This is a genomic window from Salinispora vitiensis (genome assembly GCF_000378825.1).
Classification (GTDB): Bacteria; Actinomycetota; Actinomycetes; order Mycobacteriales; family Micromonosporaceae; genus Micromonospora; species Micromonospora vitiensis.
The window spans coordinates 1,335,981-1,355,709 of the sequence record NZ_KB900388.1; the positions used below are offsets into that span (position 1 = coordinate 1,335,981).

The 19,729-nt window shown below is 70.2% G+C and carries 17 protein-coding genes; 8 read left to right on the forward strand and 9 right to left on the reverse strand.

What is annotated here, in order from left to right:
• The first annotated feature begins 97 nt into the window (after positions 1-97).
• The gene (locus SALPAC2_RS0106225; RefSeq protein WP_018215785.1) at positions 98-1,261 is read left to right on the forward strand and encodes a steroid 3-ketoacyl-CoA thiolase; all 1,164 of its coding nucleotides are present in this window, start codon (positions 98-100) and stop codon (positions 1,259-1,261) included.
• A 39-nt stretch (positions 1,262-1,300) separates the two neighbouring features.
• Here SALPAC2_RS0106225 and SALPAC2_RS0106230 read toward each other — a convergent pair whose 3' ends face one another.
• Both SALPAC2_RS0106230 and SALPAC2_RS0106235 read right to left on the reverse strand, forming a co-directional pair.
• Positions 1,301-2,095: an SDR family oxidoreductase gene (locus SALPAC2_RS0106230; protein WP_026184482.1), complete on the reverse strand. Its 795-nt coding sequence runs from the start codon at positions 2,093-2,095 to the stop codon at positions 1,301-1,303.
• Complete coding sequence (locus tag SALPAC2_RS0106235; protein ID WP_018215787.1) at positions 2,092-3,252, reverse strand: acyl-CoA dehydrogenase family protein; 1,161 nt, start codon at positions 3,250-3,252, stop codon at positions 2,092-2,094. Before SALPAC2_RS0106235 ends, SALPAC2_RS0106230 begins: the two co-directional genes overlap by 4 nt.
• 152 nt (positions 3,253-3,404) lie before the next feature.
• Between SALPAC2_RS0106235 and SALPAC2_RS0106240 the strand changes: the two genes are divergently transcribed.
• Genes SALPAC2_RS0106240 through SALPAC2_RS0106255 form a run of 4 tightly spaced genes read left to right on the forward strand, consistent with a single transcriptional unit; the run spans position 3,405 to position 7,646 of the window.
• Positions 3,405-4,250, forward strand: coding sequence for an enoyl-CoA hydratase (locus SALPAC2_RS0106240; protein WP_018215788.1), 846 nt, complete (start codon positions 3,405-3,407; stop codon positions 4,248-4,250).
• Positions 4,247-5,515 carry an acyl-CoA dehydrogenase family protein gene (locus SALPAC2_RS0106245; protein ID WP_018215789.1) on the forward strand — a complete coding sequence of 423 codons (1,269 nt, stop codon included), beginning with the start codon at positions 4,247-4,249 and terminating at the stop codon, positions 5,513-5,515. The genes SALPAC2_RS0106240 and SALPAC2_RS0106245 overlap by 4 nt, the downstream gene beginning before the upstream one ends.
• Positions 5,512-6,519 (forward strand): acyl-CoA dehydrogenase family protein, encoded by a 1,008-nt coding sequence (locus SALPAC2_RS0106250; RefSeq protein WP_018215790.1) that lies wholly within the window; start codon positions 5,512-5,514, stop codon positions 6,517-6,519. Before SALPAC2_RS0106245 ends, SALPAC2_RS0106250 begins: the two co-directional genes overlap by 4 nt.
• Entirely contained in the window at positions 6,516-7,646 is a 1,131-nt protein-coding gene (locus SALPAC2_RS0106255) for an acyl-CoA dehydrogenase family protein (protein WP_018215791.1), read from the forward strand. Before SALPAC2_RS0106250 ends, SALPAC2_RS0106255 begins: the two co-directional genes overlap by 4 nt.
• A 72-nt stretch (positions 7,647-7,718) precedes the next feature.
• On the opposite strand, the gene SALPAC2_RS24450 is transcribed toward SALPAC2_RS0106255, so the two are convergent.
• The 6 genes from SALPAC2_RS24450 to SALPAC2_RS0106285 all read right to left on the reverse strand — a co-directional run bounded on the left by SALPAC2_RS24450 (position 7,719) and on the right by SALPAC2_RS0106285 (position 14,940).
• Positions 7,719-8,396 (reverse strand): hypothetical protein, encoded by a 678-nt coding sequence (locus tag SALPAC2_RS24450; RefSeq protein WP_162561293.1) that lies wholly within the window; start codon positions 8,394-8,396, stop codon positions 7,719-7,721.
• Between the two features lie 614 nt (positions 8,397-9,010).
• Positions 9,011-9,973: a prolyl aminopeptidase gene (gene pip, locus SALPAC2_RS0106265; protein WP_026184483.1), complete on the reverse strand. Its 963-nt coding sequence runs from the start codon at positions 9,971-9,973 to the stop codon at positions 9,011-9,013.
• 92 nt (positions 9,974-10,065) lie between these two features.
• A complete protein-coding gene (locus SALPAC2_RS0106270) occupies positions 10,066-11,253 on the reverse strand; it encodes a lipid-transfer protein (RefSeq protein ID WP_018215794.1) in 1,188 nt (395 codons plus the stop codon).
• Positions 11,250-11,639 (reverse strand): hotdog family protein, encoded by a 390-nt coding sequence (locus tag SALPAC2_RS0106275; RefSeq protein ID WP_018215795.1) that lies wholly within the window; start codon positions 11,637-11,639, stop codon positions 11,250-11,252. The genes SALPAC2_RS0106270 and SALPAC2_RS0106275 overlap by 4 nt, the downstream gene beginning before the upstream one ends.
• A complete protein-coding gene (locus tag SALPAC2_RS0106280) occupies positions 11,636-12,652 on the reverse strand; it encodes a bifunctional MaoC family dehydratase N-terminal/OB-fold nucleic acid binding domain-containing protein (protein ID WP_018215796.1) in 1,017 nt (338 codons plus the stop codon). Before SALPAC2_RS0106280 ends, SALPAC2_RS0106275 begins: the two co-directional genes overlap by 4 nt.
• A gap of 41 nt (positions 12,653-12,693) precedes the next feature.
• The gene (locus SALPAC2_RS0106285) at positions 12,694-14,940 is read right to left on the reverse strand and encodes an acyl-CoA dehydrogenase (protein WP_026184484.1); all 2,247 of its coding nucleotides are present in this window, start codon (positions 14,938-14,940) and stop codon (positions 12,694-12,696) included.
• A 144-nt stretch (positions 14,941-15,084) separates the two neighbouring features.
• Between SALPAC2_RS0106285 and kstR the strand changes: the two genes are divergently transcribed.
• Both kstR and SALPAC2_RS0106295 read left to right on the forward strand, forming a co-directional pair.
• Positions 15,085-15,705, forward strand: coding sequence for a cholesterol catabolism transcriptional regulator KstR (gene kstR / locus SALPAC2_RS0106290; RefSeq protein ID WP_033662125.1), 621 nt, complete (start codon positions 15,085-15,087; stop codon positions 15,703-15,705).
• 426 nt (positions 15,706-16,131) lie between these two features.
• A complete protein-coding gene (locus SALPAC2_RS0106295; RefSeq protein ID WP_018215799.1) occupies positions 16,132-16,872 on the forward strand; it encodes a hypothetical protein in 741 nt (246 codons plus the stop codon).
• A 103-nt stretch (positions 16,873-16,975) separates the two neighbouring features.
• On the opposite strand, the gene SALPAC2_RS0106300 is transcribed toward SALPAC2_RS0106295, so the two are convergent.
• On the reverse strand, positions 16,976-17,659 hold the full coding sequence (locus SALPAC2_RS0106300) for a PaaI family thioesterase (protein ID WP_018215800.1): 684 nt from the start codon (positions 17,657-17,659) through the stop codon (positions 16,976-16,978).
• A 278-nt stretch (positions 17,660-17,937) separates the two neighbouring features.
• On the opposite strand from SALPAC2_RS0106300, the gene kstD reads away from it, so the two are divergent.
• Positions 17,938-19,587 (forward strand): 3-oxosteroid 1-dehydrogenase, encoded by a 1,650-nt coding sequence (gene kstD, locus SALPAC2_RS0106305; RefSeq protein ID WP_018215801.1) that lies wholly within the window; start codon positions 17,938-17,940, stop codon positions 19,585-19,587.
• The last annotated feature ends 142 nt before the right edge of the window (positions 19,588-19,729 follow it).

A 19,729-nucleotide genomic window follows, 5' to 3' on the forward strand; every position in this document is an offset into this window, starting at 1 on the left:
GTAACCTGTTCTAATATTCAAACAGATCAAATGTTGTTTCGACAACGTAGCGTGAGCTCCGGCACGGAGCACGTTCGCTCTCCGAAGGGAAGGTGCCATGGGCACTCCGGTGATCGTTGACGCGGTTCGCACGCCGATCGGCAAGCGGGGCGGCTGGCTGGCGGGGCTACACGCCGCCGAGTTGCTCGGCGCGGCACAACGCGCCCTCGTCACCCATGCAGACCTCGACCCGGGCACCGTCGAGCAGGTCATCGGCGGGTGCGTCACCCAGGGCGGCGAGCAGTCCAACAACATCACCCGCACCGCCTGGCTACACGCCGGCCTGCCGTACCAGACGGGCTGTCTCACCATCGACGCCCAGTGCGGTTCATCCCAGCACGCCGCCCATCTGGTCGCCGGTCTCATCGCCACTGACGCCATCGAGGTCGGCATCGCCTGTGGTGTCGAGGCGATGAGCCGGGTACCGCTACGCGCGAATCTCGGCGTTGACGCCGGCACACCCCGGCCGGCCTCGTGGGAGATCGACCTACCCAACCAGTACGTCGCCGCCGAACGAATCGCCGTCCGGCGAGGACTGTCCCGCACGGCGGTGGACGAGTTCGGCGTCCGCTCGCAGGCCAACGCCGCACGGGCCTGGGCGCAGCGGCATTACGACCGCGAGGTCGTTCCGGTGACCGCGCCGGTCCTCGACAGCGAGGGACAGCCGACCGGAGAAACCCACACGGTGGAGCGGGACCAGGGCCTGCGGGACACCACGCTGGCGGCGCTGAACCGACTGCGACCGGTGGTCGAGGGCGGGCTGCACACTGCCGGCACCTCGTCGCAGATCTCCGACGGCGCCGCGTCGGTACTGCTGATGGAGGCGGACCGGGCCCGCGCGCTCGGCCTCCGCCCCCGGGCCAGGATCGTCGCCCAGTGCCTGGTCGGCGCCGAGCCCTACTACCACCTAGACGGCCCCGTGCAGGCGACCGAACGCGTACTGGCCCGCGCCGGCATGAAGATCGAGGATATCGATCGGTTCGAGGTTAACGAGGCGTTCGCCGCCGTGGTGCTGTCCTGGCTGTCGGCCCACCGCGCCGACCCGGAGAAGGTGAACGTCAACGGTGGCGCCATCGCCCTCGGGCATCCGGTGGGCAGCACCGGGGCCCGACTGCTCACCACCGCCCTACACGAGTTGGAGCGAACCGCCACCCGCACAGCATTGATCACGATGTGCGCGGGCGGCGCCATGTCCACCGCGACCATTCTCGAGCGCCTCTGACCCGCCGGCGGCGCTGCCCGCCGTTGGGTACGGCGGCAGTCAGGGATGCTGGCTACTGACCGACACCACCTCACCGGTGAGATAGGAGGCGTAGTCACTGGCGAGGAAGGCCATGACGGCCGCTACCTCCCAGGGCTGCGCCGCCCGGCCGAACGCCTCCTGGCCGGTAAGCTCGGCGAGCAGGTCCGCACTGGTCACCTTCGACAGGTTGGGGTGCATGGCGAGGCTGGGCGCCACGGCGTTGACGCGGATGCCGTGGGGCGCCACGTCCAGCGCCGCGCACCGGGTGAACGCCATCACCCCCGCCTTAGCCGCCGCATAGTGCGCCTGACCGGCCTGGGCCCGCCAACCCAGCACCGACGCATTGTTGACCACCACACCACCGTGGCCCTGCGCCAGCATCTGCCGTACCGCCGCCCGCGTACAGCGAAAGGTGCCGGTCAGAGTCACGTCCAGCACCCTCGACCACTCGTCGTCGGTCATCTCCATGACCGACGCGGTGCCGCCGAGCCCGGCATTGTTAATCATCACGTCCAGCCGTCCGAAACCTGCCACGGCGGCGTTGACCAACTCCTCGACTGCCTGCTCGTCGGTCACGTCGCAGGGCACCGACCGGACCCGGCCCGGGTGTGCCGCCGAGAGCCGTTCGTGGCTCTCGGCGAGCCGCCGGACATGCCGGTCGCTGAGCACCACGAGCGCCCCCTCGTCCAGGCAGCGCTCCACCACTGCCGTCCCGATCCCGGATCCCGCCGCCGCAGTCACCACCACCACCTTCTCCGCGAGCAGTTCCCGACCGGCGGGGCGGAGCGGCGGCGTCGGGCCCGGGGGCCTCATCCGCGGGCCTGTCGCGGTAGACCGAGAACCCGCTCGGCGATGATGCCCCGTTGGATCTCGTCCGACCCGCCGTAGATCGTTTCCGCGCGACCGAACAGGAAGAGGCGCTGCCAGTCATCCAGGTCGTAGGGGGCATCCTGGGCAACCGTTCCGGCGGCACCGCGCACCTGCATCGCCAACTCGCCGAGCTGCTGATGCCACCGCGACCAGAGCAGCTTCACCGCGGACGCTCCCCGCCCCGGACCCGACTGGTCAGCCTCAGCCATCGTCCGTAGGGTGTGCGCGCGCAGCGCCCAGAGTCCGACAGCGGCGCGGGCAAGCCCGTCGCGCAGCGCCGGCTCACCGGCGACACCGGTTTCCCGGGCAAGCGCCACCAGGCGGTCCAGCTCCCGCTGGAACCCAACCTGCTGGCCGAGCGTCGCCGCCCCCCGCTCGAACGCTAGGGTGCCCATCGCCACCCGCCACCCCTGGCCCACCTCGCCGACAACCATGTCCCGCGAGGTGCGGGCGCCGTCGAAGAAGACCTCGTTGAACTCCGAGGTACCGGTCAGCTGACGGATGGGCCGCACCGTAATGCCGGGTTGCCGCATCGGCACCAGCAGATAGGAGAGCCCGGCCTGGCGCGGCCCGGTGCCGGCGGGCTCGGTCCGGGCCAGGAGGAAGCACCAGTGCGCCACGTGCGCCAGCGAGGTCCACACCTTCTGCCCATCGATAATCCACTCGTCGCCGACGAGTCGGGCTCGGGTCGCGACGGCGGCGAGATCAGACCCCGCCCCCGGTTCGGAGTACCCCTGGCACCACAGCTGTTCGACAGCGCGAATCCCGGGTAGGAAGCGCCGGCGTTGCTCCGGCGTGCCGTAGGCGATCAACGTCGGGCCGAGTAGCTCCTCACCCAGGTGGCTGACGCGCGCCGGGGCACCGGCCCGGGCGTACTCCTCGTGGAAGGCGACCTGTTGGGCGAGCGTCGCGCCCCGACCGCCGTGCTCGACCGGCCAGCCGAGGCAGGTCCAGCCGGCGGCGGCGAGCCGGCGGTCGAAAGCCAGCCGTTCTGGGTACGCCTCGTGCTCCCGGCCCGGTCCACCCGCCCCCCGCAGCTCAGCGCTGACATTCTCCGCCAGCCAGGCGCGCACCGCCCGCCGGAACTCGTCGTCGTGCACTGGTGTCACCTCCCGAAACGCGCGTAGGCTCACCCTACCAAGCACTTGCTTGTGTTTGGAGGTGTCGATGGAACGCCGAGCAGAGCGGAAACCACGCCACCCAGCCCGACCGACAAACCACTGGAGCAGGTGCTTCGGCAGGAGGTAGCACAGTGACCGAGGACGAGCTGGTACGACTCGAACGCCAGGGCGCCACCGCGGTGCTCACGATGAACCGGCCCCGCTACCGAAACGCCCAGAACTCGGCGATGACCTACGCCCTCGACTCCGCCTTCGCCACGGCCGTGAATGACGACTCAGTCGCGGTCATCGTGCTCGCCGGCGCCGGTGAGCACTTCTCCGCCGGCCACGACATCGGCTCACCCGGCCGGGACGTCGAGAAGAGCTTCGAGCGCCGGGCGGTGCTCTGGTGGGACCACGTCGGCCGGTCCGGCGCCGATCAGCGGTACGCCCGGGAGATGGAGGTCTACCTTGGCATGTGCCGCCGTTGGCGGGAGCTTCCGAAGCCGACCATCGCGATGGTGCAGGGGGCCTGCCTCGCTGGTGGGCTCATGCTCGCCTGGGTCTGCGACCTGATCGTCGCGGCCGAGGACGCGTACTTCGCCGACCCCGTGGTCCGGATGGGCATCCCCGGTGTGGAGTACTTCGCCCACCCGTGGACGTTGGGCCCCCGCTTCGCCAAGGAGATCCTCTTCACCGGAGACCGGTTCGATGCCCGGCGCGCGTACGAGGTCGGCATGGTCAACCGGGTAGTCCCCCGTGCGGAACTGCACTCCCACACCCTCGGTCTCGCGCAGCGGATCGCCGAGATGCCCCGCTTTGGACTGGCCCTGACCAAGCGGGCCGTCAACCAGGCCGAGGATCTGATGGGGATGCGTTCGGCGATGGACGCCGCCTTCGGTCTGCACCACCTCGCGCACGCGCACAACGCGGAGGTGGCCGGCGACGCGCTGGCCGGAATGGACGCCGCAAGCATGAAGGCGAGGTCCAGTTCGTGAGCCCGGTCGGCACGATGAACCTCGACCTCGACCACGAGACCCGCGCGTTCCGGGCGGAGGTCCGGTCGTGGCTGGCCGCAAACGTGCCCACCGCGCCGTTGCCGCCCGTGGACACCCCCGAGGGGGACCGGGCCCACCGGGCGTGGGAACGGCGCCTCGCCGCGGCCGGGCTGTCGGTGGTGTCCTGGCCCACCGCCTACGGTGGACGCGACGTATCGCCCCTGCAGTGGCTGATCTTCGAGGAGGAGTACCACCGCGCCCGGGCTCCAGTCCGGATCAACCAGAACGGCCTCTTCCTCCTGGCACCAACCCTGTTCACCCACGGTACGGCCGAGCAGCGGGCCCGCCTGCTGCCACGGATGGCGCGGGCCGACGACGTGTGGGCGCAGGCCTGGTCGGAGCCGGAGGCCGGCAGCGACCTGGCCGGAATCCGCTCCCGTGCGGTACGCACCGACGGCGGCTGGCTCCTGTCCGGGCAGAAGACCTGGAGCACCCGGGCGGCACAGGCCGATCACGCGTTCGGGCTCTTCCGCACCGGGGTGGACCGCCACCGTGGCCTGACGTACCTGATGTTCGACCTCCGCGCCGCGGGCGTCACGGTCCGGCCGATCCAACAGGTAGGCGGTGCGACCGGCTTCGCCGAGATCTTCCTCGACCAGGTGTTCGTGCCCGACGCCGACGTACTCGGTGCCGTAGACCAGGGTTGGACCGTCGCGATGAGCACCGCGGGCCACGAGCGCGGGCTGTCGCTGCGCAGCCCGGGACGCTTCACCGCCGCCGCCCAGCGACTCGTACGGCTGTGGTGTCAGGCCGGTACGCACACCGACCCGGCGCTGTCCGACCGCGTCGTTGCCGGCTGGATCGCCGCCCGGGCGTACCAGCTGCACAGCTACGGTACGGCCACCCAGGAGGCCGCCGACCGGACGCCCGAGCCGCCGCCACCGCCCGGCCGGGCCGATCGACCAGCGCAAGCCGGTGCGACGGCATTGCGGGGCAGCGGCCACGCCGCCAGCATGACCAAGGTTTTCTGGTCCGAACTGGACGTCGCCCTACACGAGGTGGCGCTCGACCTGCTCGGGCCGCACGCCGAGACGGGCGGGCTCCGGGCGGATTCGGCGGGCCGGGCCGGCGATGCCGGCGGCGCGGACGCCTGGCTGGACGGCTACCTGTTCTCCCTGGCCGGTCCGATCTATGCCGGCACCAACGAGATCCAGCGCACGGTGATCGCCGAACGGGTACTCGGCCTCCCCCGAGGTCGACGATGAAGCTGACCCCCTCCGCGGAGCAGGAGCAGTTCGCCGCCGCCCTCCACGCGATGTTGACCGAGGCGGACATTCCCACCGTAGCCCGCCAGTGGGCCGCCGACGACCCGGCGCCAGGGCAGGTGCTCTGGCGCCGGCTGGCCGAGCTCGGCGTGACGGGTCTGGCGGTGCCGGCGCGGTGGGGCGGCCTGGCCGCGCACCCGGCGGACCTCGTCGTCGCGTGCGAGGAACTCGGGCACCACGCCCTGCCCGGTCCGGCCGCCGAGTCCATCGCCGCCCTGCCCATGTTGCTCACGACGCTCGGCGACGACGCACTCTGCGAGACCTGGCTGCCCCGGCTCGCCAACGGGGAGGTGATCGGTACGCTCGCCGTGCCGCCGCACGTGCCGTATGCGACGGACGCCGATGTCGTGTCCCTGGTTCTCCGGGCGGACGAGCAGACGCTACGCCTCGGGGTGCCGGGGCCACGACGGCGCTCGGTGGACGACACCCGACGACTGGTCGAGGTGGCCGACGGAGCGCTGCTGGCGACCGGCCCGGCCGTCGGCCCGGCCGTCGGCCACGCCCTCAACGCCGGCGCGCTGGCCTGCGCGGCGCAGCTCCTCGGAGCGGGCCACGCACTGCTGGAGACGACCCTCCGGTACGCCGGCCAACGCACCCAGTTCGGCCAACCGATCGGGCAGTTCCAGGCGGTCAAGCACCAGCTCGCCGACGTGGCGATCGGCCTCGAATTCGCCCGGCCGCTGCTGTACGCCGCCGCCGTCGCCCTCGCCGACCACCCGACCACGACTGCCCGCGACGTCTCCGCCGCGAAGGTGGCCTGTGCCGACGCCGCTCAGCGAGCGGCCCGCACCGCACTACAGGTACACGGGGCGATCGGGTACGCCCGGGAGTCCGGCCTCGGCTCCTGGCTGACCAGAATCTGGGCGCTGGCCCGGACCTGGGGCACCCAGTCCTGGCACCGCGAACGGATCCGGACCGCACTAGCCACTGGAGCTCTGACATGACCGCGGAGCAGGAAGCCCTTCGGATGAGCGTCCGCGGTGTGCTGTCCCGGCACACCGCCGACCGGTCCATCGCCGAGATGACCGAGTCGACGGCGGGCGACGACGCCAAGCTCTGGCAGGTGCTGTGTGGCCAGATCGGAGTGGCGGGACTCGCCGTACCCGAACGGTTCGGTGGGCTCGGCGCCGGCCTGGGCGAGGCCCATGTCGTGTTGGACGAGTTGGGCCGCACCCTGACCCCCGCGCCGATGCTCGGCTGCGCGGTCCTCGCCGGCCAGGCCCTGCTGCACAGCGGGGACGAGGCGGCCTGTCGCCGGATCCTGCCCGACCTGGTCGGTGGAGAACGGCTGGCCGCGCTCGCCTGGACCGATCAGCACGGTGACTGGGATCCACACCGACCCGCGTTCATCGCGACGAGGGACGGCCGGCTCACCGGCGAGGCGCACCACGTGCTCGACGCCTCCTTGGCCGACGTGCTGCTGGTCGCCGCGAGCACCCCCGCGGGGGTCCGACTCTTCGAGGTGGACCCGCACGCTGTCGGCGTCCGACGACGCCCGGTCACCACCGTGGACCTGACCCGCCGACTGGGGGTGGTCGTGCTCGACGGGGCACCCGGTCGTCAGCTGGGCGAGGTGAACCCGCTGGAGCGGGTCCGGGACATCGCCTGCGTCGCGCTCAGCGCCGAGCAGGTCGGTGCGGCTACGCGGGCGGTGGAGCTGACCGTGGCGTACGCGCTGAGCCGGGTGCAGTTCGGCCGGCCGATCGGCGCCTTCCAGGTGATCGCACACCGGCTAGCCGACCTGCACGTCGTGGTGGAGAGCGCCCGCTCCCTGTCGTACGCGGCGGTGTCGAGCCTCGACTCCGCCGCACCCGACGCCCGCCTGCTCGCCGCCGGGGCCGCGGTCCACTGCGCCGAGGCGCTGGAGCAGGCCGCGTCGCAGATGATCCAGCTACACGGCGGCATCGGCATCACCTGGGAGCACGACGCGCACCGCTACTTCAAACGGGCCCACGGGGCAGCTCACCTCTTCGGTCACCCGCGGGCACATCTCGCCCGTCTCGCGGAGGCGGTCATCAACGAAGGTCCCAGCATCGCCTTGCCGCCAGCCCTTGATGCTAATGTCGCGTAGTTCCCACCAAAATCCGATGTAGTGACATTGATCATTGACAATGATGAGCCAATGGCGCGCACGGCATGTCACTTAAAGGGAGATGTGGGCTACCTCACGCAGCGGCTGCAGGAACGGGGCCTCCTGCCAATAAGCTGGGCCGTAACGGGCATAGGCAAACATTATGGCGTGGTGCCAGACCGATGGGCCGGCGAGCCGAAGCGGTTCCACCTCGGCGAAGGTCAGGACACAGTTCGGGCCATCGAGGGTGTACTCCATTACCCCGTGGTGGTCGAACGGCAGCCATCGACCACCGAGAGAGCACCAGGTGGTCGTTGGCGTGACGATGATCCTCGCATAGGTGAACTCCCGCCACTGTGGCTGCGCCAGCTGGGCAGCCCGCGACCGGGCAACGCTATTGCCGATCATGTTGCCGACGAGCGCGCCGGCGACGACTACGGGCGAGCCGACAGCTACGGCGCTGCTCTGTCCGTAGGTGACTGTGGTGCCGTAGAAGCGGGCGTAGCTAAACACGGCATCGAGGTAAACCACACCAGGTCCGATGAAGCCAGGTGCAACCACAGTAGGCGGTGACTCACCTCGGGCGAGTCGCTGATAGAGGTGAACCGCCTCGACCCAGCCCTGCTGTAGCACTATTGAGGCGGGATCTGGCCGGAATTCGGGCAGTTGGTGGCGGGGAAGCAGCCGACCCAGCCCATAGGCGAGCGCGTAGGCAGCCAACGCATGCGTTCCGGTCAGACCGACGACCACAACGCACACCCAACGGCCGTATGCAAAGCGGCGCCTCCGCCGTCCATCGATTACTCCTAGGACGAAGCCCACGATGAGGGTCACCACGAGTGCGGCCAAGTAGCCGAGGCTGAGGAATCCCGCCCACATCGTAACGGAGTAGCACGGCCCAGAGACGCCGTCGACCCGATCGGCGGAGGCCAGCCCACGTTCGGTAACGCAAGTTTCGTATTGGCTATTCAGCCGGATAACCAGCAATCCCCATCCGAGCAAGATAGGCATACCGACTGCCGCGACTACCCAATGTCGCCCGCCTCGACCCCGTGTGTGCCGTTGCACGTGGCCAGGAGCTGGTCTCCCCATTCGACTACCCTCCAGCGTGCTCGGCCCAGAGTTGAGGTATGCACAGCCGCGCTGCCTTGCCGAACCAGTTGACGCCAGCCCTCGATTCCGTAGCCCACCGGGGCCGATCCTGCCCGGTGTCAATAGCGTTAGCGGAGACGGTACCGGATCATGTACGTTCCGTCAGCCCCGTAGTCGCCTGGTGGTCTACGGCGCTGGACTACCCAACGAATGGAAGGGTCTTCGGGCCCGCGGGCACATCTCGCCCGGCTAGCGGAGGCGGTTATCGGCACTCAGCGGTAGGAAGCGCCGAAGCGGTCCAAGGCGCTGAGGACCGCGTCTCCGACACCGTGTCCGGCGCCGTGACCGGCCTCGTCAACCAACTCCAACCGCGCCGCGGGCCAGGCCTTGGACAGGTGCCACGGGACGTCCACCGGGCTGCCCAGGTCGAGCCGGCCGTGAACCAGCACACCGGGAATTCCGGCGAGCCGGTGCGCACCGGCCAGCAACTCGCCGTCGGCGAACCAACCGTCGTGTGCCCAGTAGTGGGTGACGAGGCGGGCGAAGGTCATCCGGAACGCCGGGTCCTCGAACCGGGGGTCGGGTTCACTGCCGGGTAGGTTCGAGACGAGTGCGTCCTCCCAGGCGCACCAGGCGCGGGCGGCCCGGTCCCGTACCGCCTCGTCCGGATCGGCCAACAACCGGGCGTAGGCGGCGGGAAGGTTGCCGTCGCGTTCGGCGGCCGGTACCGCATCCAAGAACCTGTCCCACTGTTCGGGGAAGATCCGTCCGAGGTCGCGGGTGAGCCACCGATGCTCGGCCGGGGTGCTGGTGACGACGCTGAACAACACCATCTCGGTGACCCGGTCGGGGTGCCGCTGGGCATAGCCAAGGCCGAGCGCGCTGCCCCACGATCCGCCGAGCAGCAGCCACCGGTCGATGTTCAGGTGGGTCCGCAGCTTCTCGATGTCGGCCAGCAGGTGCGGCATGGTGTTGGTCGACAGGTCGGTTCGCACGTCGCCCGCGTCCGGTGTGCTGCGCCCGCACCCCCGCTGGTCGAACAGGACTATCCGGTAGACGGCCGGATCGAAGAACCGCCGCCAGCCGGCGCTGGCGCCGGAACCGGGGCCACCGTGCAACACCAGCGCCGGCTTGCCGAGTGGGTTGCCGCAGCTCTCCCAATAGACGAGGTGACCGTCTCCGGCATCGAGCAGGCCAGTCGCGAAGGGTTCGATCTCGGGATACACACGCGTCATCCGCGTGATTCAACCAGTTGAGCGCCGACCCCGCGCGGGGCAACCGCTGCCGGCGGAGGGCTCAGGGCCAACCACAGCCGGCACCGGAGGGCTCAGGGCCCGACGTCGCCAAGGTCCGGAGGCCCGAGCAGCAGGCCACTGGTGGGTACGCCGGTGCCGGCGGTGACCAGCACCGGGCCGGCTCCGGCGACCTGGTTGACCGAGCTTCCCCGGACCTGCCGGACCGCCTCCACGATGCCGTTCATCCCATGGATATAGGCCTCGCCGAGCTGTCCACCGTGCGGGTTGACCGGGAGCCGACCGCCCAGTTCGATCGCGCCGTCGGCGATGAAGTGCCGTGCCTCGCCCGGCGGGCAGAACCCCAACTCCTCCAACTGCATCAGGACGTACGGCGTGAAGTGGTCATACAGCACCGCGACCCGCACCTCGTCGGGGCCGAGACCGGACTGCTCCCAGAGTTGCCGCCCGACCACGCCGAGCTCCGGTAGCCCGGTCAGGTTGTCGCGGTAGTAGCTGGTCATGATGTACTGGTCCGCTCCGCTGCCCTGTGCGGCAGCGGTAATCACCGCGGGGGGCTGCCGCAGGTCTGCCGCCTGCTCGACGCCGGCCACCACCACGGCGACCGCTCCATCACTTTCCTGGCAGCAGTCCAGGAGCCGGAGCGGTTCGGCGATCCACCGGGACGCCTGGTGGTCGGCGAGGGTGATCGGTCGTTCGAAGAACCAGGCTCGCGGATTGGTCGCGGCATGCCGGCGAGCAGCAACCGCCACCCGGCCGAAGTCCTCCCCGGTGGCCCCGAAAGCGTGCTGGTAGCGCCGGGCGACCATAGCCACGGTGGCGGCCGGGGTACCCAACCCCATCGGGTAGTGCCAGCCATTGTCGACGCCGGAGCTGGTCGGTGCGCTCGAGACGTCCCGAGACACTCGGCCGAAGCGGCGGCCGGAGCGCTCGTTGAGCGCGCGGTAACACACCACGACCCGCGCCATCCCGGCGCTGATCGCCAGGGCCGCCTGCTGCACCGTGGCACAGGCCGCGCCGCCGCCGTAGCCGACCTGACTGAAAAAGCGTAGCTCCCCGGCACCGATCTCCCGAGCCAGGGCGACCTCGGCGGTGCTGTCCATGGAGAAGGTCACCAGCCCGTCGACATCGGTCGGTGCCAGCCCGGCGTCGGCGAGTGCGGCACGGACCGCCTCCACCGCCAGTCGGAGCTCGCTGCGGCCGGAGTCCTTGGAGAACTCCGTCTCACCGACCCCGACGATCGCCGCTCTTCCCGAGATCACGGAAGCCTCCCGACCTCAACCTGCCCGGTGACGTGATCGCCCCCGGGAACCCGCCCCACCACGGCCACCACGCATCCGGTGGACGACACCTGCGTCACCTGACCCGTCAGGACGAGCGTGTCGTACGCGTAGCAGGGCGCCCCGAGCCGGATAGCGACGCGGTGCACCATCGCTTCCGCTCCCGCCCAGTCGGTCACGTACCGCTGCACCAGTCCGGTCGTGGTCAGAATGTTGAGGAAGATGTCCTTCGAGCCCCGCCGAACGGCCTGGTCCCGATCGTGGTGCACATCCTGGAAGTCCCGGGTGGCCACTGCGGTACTGACCACGAAGGTCGGGGTGACCGGGATCCGCAGTTCCGGCAGGACGACGCCGACCGCCACCTTCATGGCAACAACCGCCATGCCGGCAGGGTCAGCTCGGCGTCCACCGGTACGAAGTCGACCTGGACCGCGGCACCGATCCGCACCTGCGCCGGTTCCGCTCCGAGCAACTCGCCTACCATCCGTACCCCCTCGGTCAGCTCCACCAACGCGATCACGATCGGCAACCGCCGCCCCGGCACCGGCGGGTGCCGGTGCACCACGAAACTGAAGACCTCACCCGTACCGCGGGCGACCAGGTGGTCCTGGCGGTCGGCGCCGCACTGTCGGCAGACCGGCCCCGGTGGATGTCGCAGCTGACCACAACCGCCGCACCGCTGGATGCGCAGCTCGCCAGCGGCGGTGCCGGCCCAGAAGAAGGCGGTGTCCCGGGTGACGACCGGCCGGAGCACGTCAGCTGCCGCCGGTGCCGCTTCCGGAGCCGGGGCCCGCTCGGAGGTAGCCGCCGGTGCCGGAGCCGGTGCCGCCGCCGGTGCCGGAGCCGGTGCCCGCTCGGATGCCGCTGCCGGAGCCGGCTCGGATGCCGGAGGGGCCGGGGTGGAGCCTGGCGGCCGGAACTTGAGCACCCGGAAGGTCATCGACGCCACGGCCTCCGTACCGACGTACCAGGTGCTGTCGGTGGTGACAAACCAGCCCTCGCCGAGCGCCGTGCGTTTTGGTCCGCTCACGTCTACCAGCCGGCTGCGCACCTCAACCCGTTCGCCGTCGCGCAGATACCGGTGGTACGTCTGCTCGCAGTTCGTCGCCACCACGGAGGTGAACCCGGCCTGATCGAGTACGGCGGACATGGCCGACAGCGGATCGGCGGGATCCGCGGCCGGATGCAGGCCGCGCATCGTCCACACCTGCGTCATCGCTGGTGGTGCCAGACCCTCCTGCTCGTAGCGGGGATTGCGGTCGCCGATCGCCTCCAGCCAGTTCCGGATCATCGGTAGATTGACCGGATCGCGTGCCGGCCGGGCCGGCCCCGCACCGGCGGCCCGGATCCGCTCCACGGCGGCGTGGATAGTGCCCTCCATCGGTTCCTCCCTCGTCCCCCGTTGACTGGCCTGTTCCACAGTCAGCCCGCGGTTGCCCGGGGCAGGCCGAGAACCCGTTCGGCCACCAGGGAAAGCAGGATCTGGGTGGTTCCGCCGGCGATACTGAGGCATCGGGTGAGGAGGAAGTGGTGGACCGGATCCACACTCGCGCCGTCGGCTGCCGCACCGTCCGGACCGCAGAGCGTCAGCGCGGTCTCGGCCACCGCTTGTCGATGGCTGACACCGATCAACTTGGCGACCGCGGACTCTGGCCCACCTCCACCAGCACCGAGCTGCCGTAGCGTGGCCCGGCACTCCACCAGGGAGACCGCGAGACCGTCCGCGATGTGGCCACCCAGCCGTTCCCGCATGCCCGGCTCACTGGCGACTCCACCCGCTCCCACCATCCGGACCAGTCGGTCCACGTCGGCACCGAATCCGGGGCCGCGCCCCATCGCGACCCGCTCGTAGGAGAGCGTCGCCCGGGCCAGCCGCCAGCCCTGCCCTGGTTCGCCCACCACATCCTCGTCGGGGACGAAGACGTCGTCCAGGAAGACCTCGTTGAAGACCGACCGCCCGGTGATCTCACGCAGCGGGCGGATCTCGATGCCGGTGCTGCGCATATCAACCAGGAAGTAGGTCAGACCACGATGCTTGCTCGCCGTGGGATCGGTGCGAGCCAGGCAGATCGCCCAGTCCGCCTCGGCCGCCAGCGACGTCCAGACCTTCTGGCCGGACAACCGCCAACCACCCGGCACCCGGTCCGCCCGGGTGCGCAGCGAGGCCAGGTCCGACCCGGCCTCCGGCTCGCTGAAGAGCTGACACCAGGTGAGCTCCCCACGCAGGGACGGGCCGGCGAACCGATCTCGCTGGGCGGCACTGCCGTAGCGCAGAATCGTCGGGACGGCCCAGCCGGCGATCGCCAGGTCCGGGCGGATGACGCCGGCCCGGTCCAGCTCCTCGTCGATGAGGAGTTGCCGGGCGGGTGCGGCGTCGAGCCCGTACGGCGCGGGCCAGTGTGGCGTGAGGTATCCCACGGCCGCCAGCCGGGCCCGCCGCTCGGCCTCCGGAAGCTGCGCGATCGCCCGGAGCTGGGCTCGCACCGCCAACCGGTCCGCGGAGTCGGCGTCCCGCTCCGCTCCGGACGCCGGTGCCGATTCCGTCGCGGCCCGGGACTCCTCACCAACCGCCCACACCTGCCGACGTGCCCCGGCCAACGTCAACTCCGCGCAGCGCTGCCGCCATCGGGTACCACCGCCGAGCAACTGCCGTAGGGCAAGTGCTCGACGCAGGTAGAGGTGGGCGTCGTGCTCCCAGGTGAACCCGATCCCGCCGAGTACCTGAATGCAGTCCTTGGCGTTGTCGACCGCGGCGTCCAGAGCGATCGCGGCGGCGGTGGCGGCGGCCAGGGGAAGCTCCTCCGGCGCCTGGTCGTAGGCGCGGGCCGCGTCCCAAGCCACCGCGTTGGCCCGCTCCGCTCGGCAGAGCATCCCGGCGCAGAGGTGTCCGACCGCCTGGAACGACCCGATCGCCTGATCGAACTGGCGCCGCACCTTGGCATGCTCGGTGGCGGTGTGCAGGCACCAGGAGGCCACCGCTGCCGCCTCCACCGCGGCCAGCAGCGCCGCGCAGTCGCGGAGCCGGTCCGGCCCGGGTGTTGGCAGGAGCTGATCGGGCTCGACGAGCACTTCCGTCAACCGCACGTCGGCCAAGGGCCGGGAGAAGTCCACCGGCGTACGTGGGGTGAGGTGAACCCCCGCATGCTCCGGATCGAGCACGAACGACAACGTTTCGGTTTCGGTGCCAGCGGTCAACATCAGGTGGGTGGTGCTCCCCGCACCGAGTACGGCGTTGACCTGCCCGGTCACCCGGTAGGCTCCCCCGGCGGCCGGCACGGCCGTCAACGCTCCTGGAGCGAGCGCCACCCCGACCGAGATCTTGCCGGCCGCAAGGTCTGGCAGCAGGCTTTTCGCGACGGGCGTCGGCCCGGTGGACGCGAGGGTCAGGGCCGCGAGCAGGGTGGGCATGACCGGGCCGGGGACCAGGGTGGTGGTGAGCTGTTCCAGCACCGCGGCCAGCTCGCCGGCCCGGCCACCGTCACCACCGAGTTGCTCCGGCACGGCCAGGGCGAAACAGCCAAGGCCGGTGAGGCCGGCCCAGTGCCGGTCGGCCGCTGCGGGTGGCCCGTTCTCCAGCGCGCGTACGGTGGCCAGGACATCAGCGCCGGCAGCCCACTGCCGGATCGCGTCCTGGAGCGCCAACTGGTCGGTGGTCATCGCGATCGGCATCGACCCTCCCCACTCAAACACCTCAAGCCAGTAGAACATGTTCTACTGACACCCGCCAGCCACCCTACGCGCACGATGCTCGCCCGTTGCTAGACTTGGGATGGCATGGCCGCTGCCAATTCGACCAAGATCACGGAAGGCAAGATGGTGGCGTCGAGAACACATACCAGAAGCCCGGGTGCGGGCAGCCTGACCGACACCGAGCAGGGGTCGGCGGCGCAGCGGGAACGCCGACGGCGCATCCTGGACGCCACCCTCGTCCTGGCCTCCAGGGGTGGATACGACGCGGTGCAGATGCGCACCGTCGCCGAACACGCCAATGTCGCCCTCGGCACGCTGTACCGCTACTTCCCCTCCAAAATCCACCTATTGGTTTCCGCCCTGGCTCGAGAGTTCGAGCGGACGCAGGACCGGCTCCGTCGCACCGCCATTCCGGGCGAGACGGCACACGAGCGGACCGCGTTCGTCCTCGGCCGGGTCACCCGCGCCATGCAGCGCGACCCCATGCTCACCGAAGCGATGACCCGGGCGTTCATGTTCGCCGACCCAACCGCCGCCACCGAGGTCAACGCCGTCGCCCGACTCATGGAAGACATGTTCATCCTGGCCATGCAGGACGGCAAGCCATCGGCGGACGACCGGGCCAAGGCCCGCGTCATCGGCGATGTCTGGCTCTCCAGCCTGGTCGCCTGGGTCACCCGCCGCGCCTCGGCCAACGACGTGCACGAGCACCTCGAACTCGCCGCCCGCCTGTTGCTGCGTTGACGGATAGGGCGCATAGCCGGGTAGCCCGCCGCCACCGGGCCCCGAACGACACCGGCCCCGGTCCACAGAGATGACCGGGGGCCAGTTCCCGGTATTCGATAGATACTCACCTTAGGTGGTGGCGCAGTCACGCAGCTTGTCCTACGGTGCTGGGGGCGAAGGTCGGCGGCGCACCAAGGGCTCCACGCGGGCCCTGATCCCGGCTGGGTCATCGATGTGGCCTGGGAGGGGACTACCCGATGGCGCGATCGTTGCCCACGAGGGTGAGCCCGTTGCTCTCGTCCACGACGCTGCCGTTGGCCACGGAGCGCCGGGCGGGCTGAGCTCTCCGCTGGTGGGCCTGCCGCGTCGGATCCGCTGACCGGAAGCCGGTCCAGCGTTGCCGATGCAGGGCTATCCGTCGGGAAGGACAGGAGAGCAGCCACGATGACCTACCAGCACGACCGGGACCTGCATCTCACCCACAGCCCGGAGCGGGGCTACTGGCACTTCATGCTCTACATCGAACCACCGGCGTACACCGGCGGCGCCATCAACGCCGGCCGGCAGCTCGATACCTATGCCAGCCGATATGCGGCCGAGTGGCGGGACCGACTCACGCCCTGCACTCCAGATGCCCTGCACGTCACCCTCGTCGCCCCGGACGAGGCGCCCCAGCTCTGGCATCCCTGCGTCTACGACGACCCCGACTCCCCCTCCGCGGTCGCCGGTGACGGCTGCCTCTGCTGGCGCGCCTTTCGTGATCCGATCACCTGGCTGCCCGTCGCCGTGCACCACTATCGGACAGTCTCCGGCAACCACGAGCACTGGGACCATCACACCTACGCTCCCCTCGCGCTTCCCGACGGGGAGCAGCTGACCGCTTTGATCATCGACCGCGAGGCCGACATGGTCTGGGCCCGCACCGACCGCGGCACCCTGCACATCCTGCCCGAGAAGCAGACCGCCGGCTACAGCACCGGCTACCCGGGCAGTGGGCCGGCAGAACTCGCCAGGATGATCGAGAAGATCGTCGCCTCCGACGGCTACGACGTGACCCCGGGCACGCCCAACCAACAACCGGCCGAGACCGTGTTCGGCTGGGCCAGCAGCCACGCTGCCGCCCACACGCAGGAGCTCACCCTCCAGCAGCTCATGCTCCTCTGCCGCACCGGCGTCGTGGCCTAGCCAGCACTCCACGGCTGCCTCCGTCAGCGGCTCCGCGGGCCACGGCGACTCCGCGGGCCACGGCGACTCCGCGGGCCACGGCGGCTCCGCGGGCCACGGCGGCTCAGTCGTACTCGGCGGAGGGGTTGCCGGCCTCCCAGTACGGTGCCGCGCCGAAAAGCTGCCAGGACTGTTCCGGTCGGGGCGCGACGAACACCCCGGTCGCCTCGACCAAGAGGTCGTCGGGGTGGGCGGCGGTCGCGATGCCGCCGTGGGCGGTGGTCTTCCGGCCGTTCACGGCGGTAACCCGGGCCGTCAGGTGCAGCGGCGTACACAACGGGATGGGTGCCCGGTACCGGGTGTCGAGCCGGACGGTCATCCCCGCGTTGCCGGTGGCACTCGCCACATAGCCGAGTAGCTGGTCCAGCAGTTGGGCACTGACTCCACCATGGGCGTACCGGGGCGGGCCCTCGAAGGCCGGCCCAAGGGTGCACGCGCCGACCGCGACCCCATCAACCAGGTCGATGCGCAGCGGCGGAGCCAGGGCACTGCCGACCCCGGTCACCGGGTTGTACATCCGGACTCCGCCCAACAGGTCGTCGGCGCTCGGTATCCGCGTCACCTCCCGCTCACGGGTGGCCAACGGACGAGCCGCTCGGCGCAGGTCGGCGGTGACCTGACGGAGCTGCTCTGCCGGAACCTCCGTGGTAACCGCCTGCTCGACCAGGTCGCGTAAGGCATCTCCCAACTCTGCAATCGCCTCCCGCCGGTCCAGCAGGGCGGGACTAGCGTCCCGCTGCTCCCGCATGGGGTGGTGGCTGCGCCAACGCTCGTGGTTCGACCTACTCATCGTCACCGTCGTGCACCTCGTTCTCGACCGGTTAACGGCCATCATGACACCGTTGCGGTGCCGGCTCGATCGCGTCCCCGTCGCTCGCGGCGCTCCGGGCCGGGCAGCACCGCGATCGACGGTTGACGCAAAGCAAGATCACCTTCAGATTGAAGTATGTGCATGCGGCACCTCCCGGCGCCCATCTAAATACAGTAACGTGTTCTACCATCTGTTTCCGCTGGACTGGGGGTCCGATGACGACGGTGGTCGAGTACGACGTAGTGGTGGTGGGTGCCGGCGCGGCCGGCATGGTGGGTGCGCTTACCGCGGCGAAACGCGGCCTGCAGACCGTTGTGGTGGAGAAAGCCAATGTCTACGGCGGCACCACCGCCCGCTCCGGGGCGGGAATCTGGATACCCAACAACGAGGTGCTCCTCGATGCCGGAGTGCCCGACACTCCGACCAAGGCCGCCGAGTACCTGGCCGCGGTCGTCGGGGACGAGGTCCCCGCCGCCCGCCTGCAGGCGTACCTGTCGGCCGGGCCAGCCATGATCTCCTTCCTGTTGGAACACACACCGCTGCGGTTCGCCTGGATGGAGGGCTACCCCGACTACTACCCCGAGTTGCCCGGTGGCTTGGTCGGTGGTCGGTCGATCGAGCCGCAACCGCTCGACGCCAATGTCCTCGGCGCCGAGTACGCTGCCCTGAACGCGCCCTACATGGACATTCCGCCCGGCACGGTGGTCATGGACGTCGACTACAAGTGGCTGGCCCTCATCGCCCGCCACCCCCGCGGGCTGACGACGGCCACCGAGATTGTCCAGCGCTACCTGGCGGCATGGGCCAAGGGAGAAAAGCCAATCACCATGGGCCAGGCGCTCGCGGGCGGGCTGCGCGCCGGCCTGCTCGCCGCCGACGTACCGGTCTGGTTGAACACCCCCCTGACCGAGTTGGTCGTCAGCGAGGGGCGAGTCACCGGGGTACGGGTGGTTCGGGACGGCGAGGAGATCCTCCTCACCGCCCGGCGCGGAGTCATCGTCGGGTCCGGCGGCTTCGAGCACAACGAGGCGATGCGCAACCAGTACCAGGAGGCTCCCACCGGCACTGACTGGACTGTCGGCGCCTCATCGAACACCGGGGATGGCATCCGGGCCTGCGCCGAGGCCGGCGCCGCTCTGGACCTCATGGACAGCGCCTGGTGGGGGCCGATGATCCCGTTGCCAACCGGACCCTACTTCTGCCTCTCCGAACGCACGCTGCCGGGAAACATCTTCGTCAACCCGGCCGGCGAACGGTTCGTCAACGAGGCCGCCCCCTACGGCGATGTGGTCCGCACCATGTACGCGCAGGACGCCTTCCCGGCCTGGATGATCACGGATCAGCGGTACCGCAACCGCTACCTGTTCCGTGACCTCCCACCGCTGCTGCCCTATCCCAGCGAGTGGTATGACTCCGGCGCCCTGGTCCGGGACTGGAGCATCAAGGGCCTAGCCGACAAGATCGGCGTCCCCTCGGCGACCCTGAGCGCCACCGTCAACCGCTTCAACACCCTCGCGAAGGCCGGTCGCGACACCGATTTCCATCGGGGCGAGAGTAGCTACGACCACTACTACGCCGACCCCACCAACGATCCGAACCCCTGCCTGGCAGCGCTGGTGCTGCCGCCGTTCTACGCGATGCGGATCGTTCCCGGCGACCTCGGCACCAACGGCGGCATCCGAACCGACGAGCGGGGCCGGGCGTTGCGGGAGGACGGCACGGCCATTCCCGGTCTCTACGCCGCCGGCAACGCGAGCGCGGCCGTCATGGGAAAGGGCTACGCCGGAGCAGGGTCGACGCTCGGTCCAGCGATGACCTTCGGCTACCTGGCCGCCCTGGATATCGCCGAGGCGTCCCACGGCTGACGGCAACCGTCTCGGGCCCACCAACACCCCTTACGCTGGCCGTTAGCGGTCACCGCCTCGCCCGGGTAGCCCATGCGGCCAACACCCGGGCGAGCGGATGACCGCCGGCGGAGTAGTCGGCATAAAACGTTGGAGGTCGAGG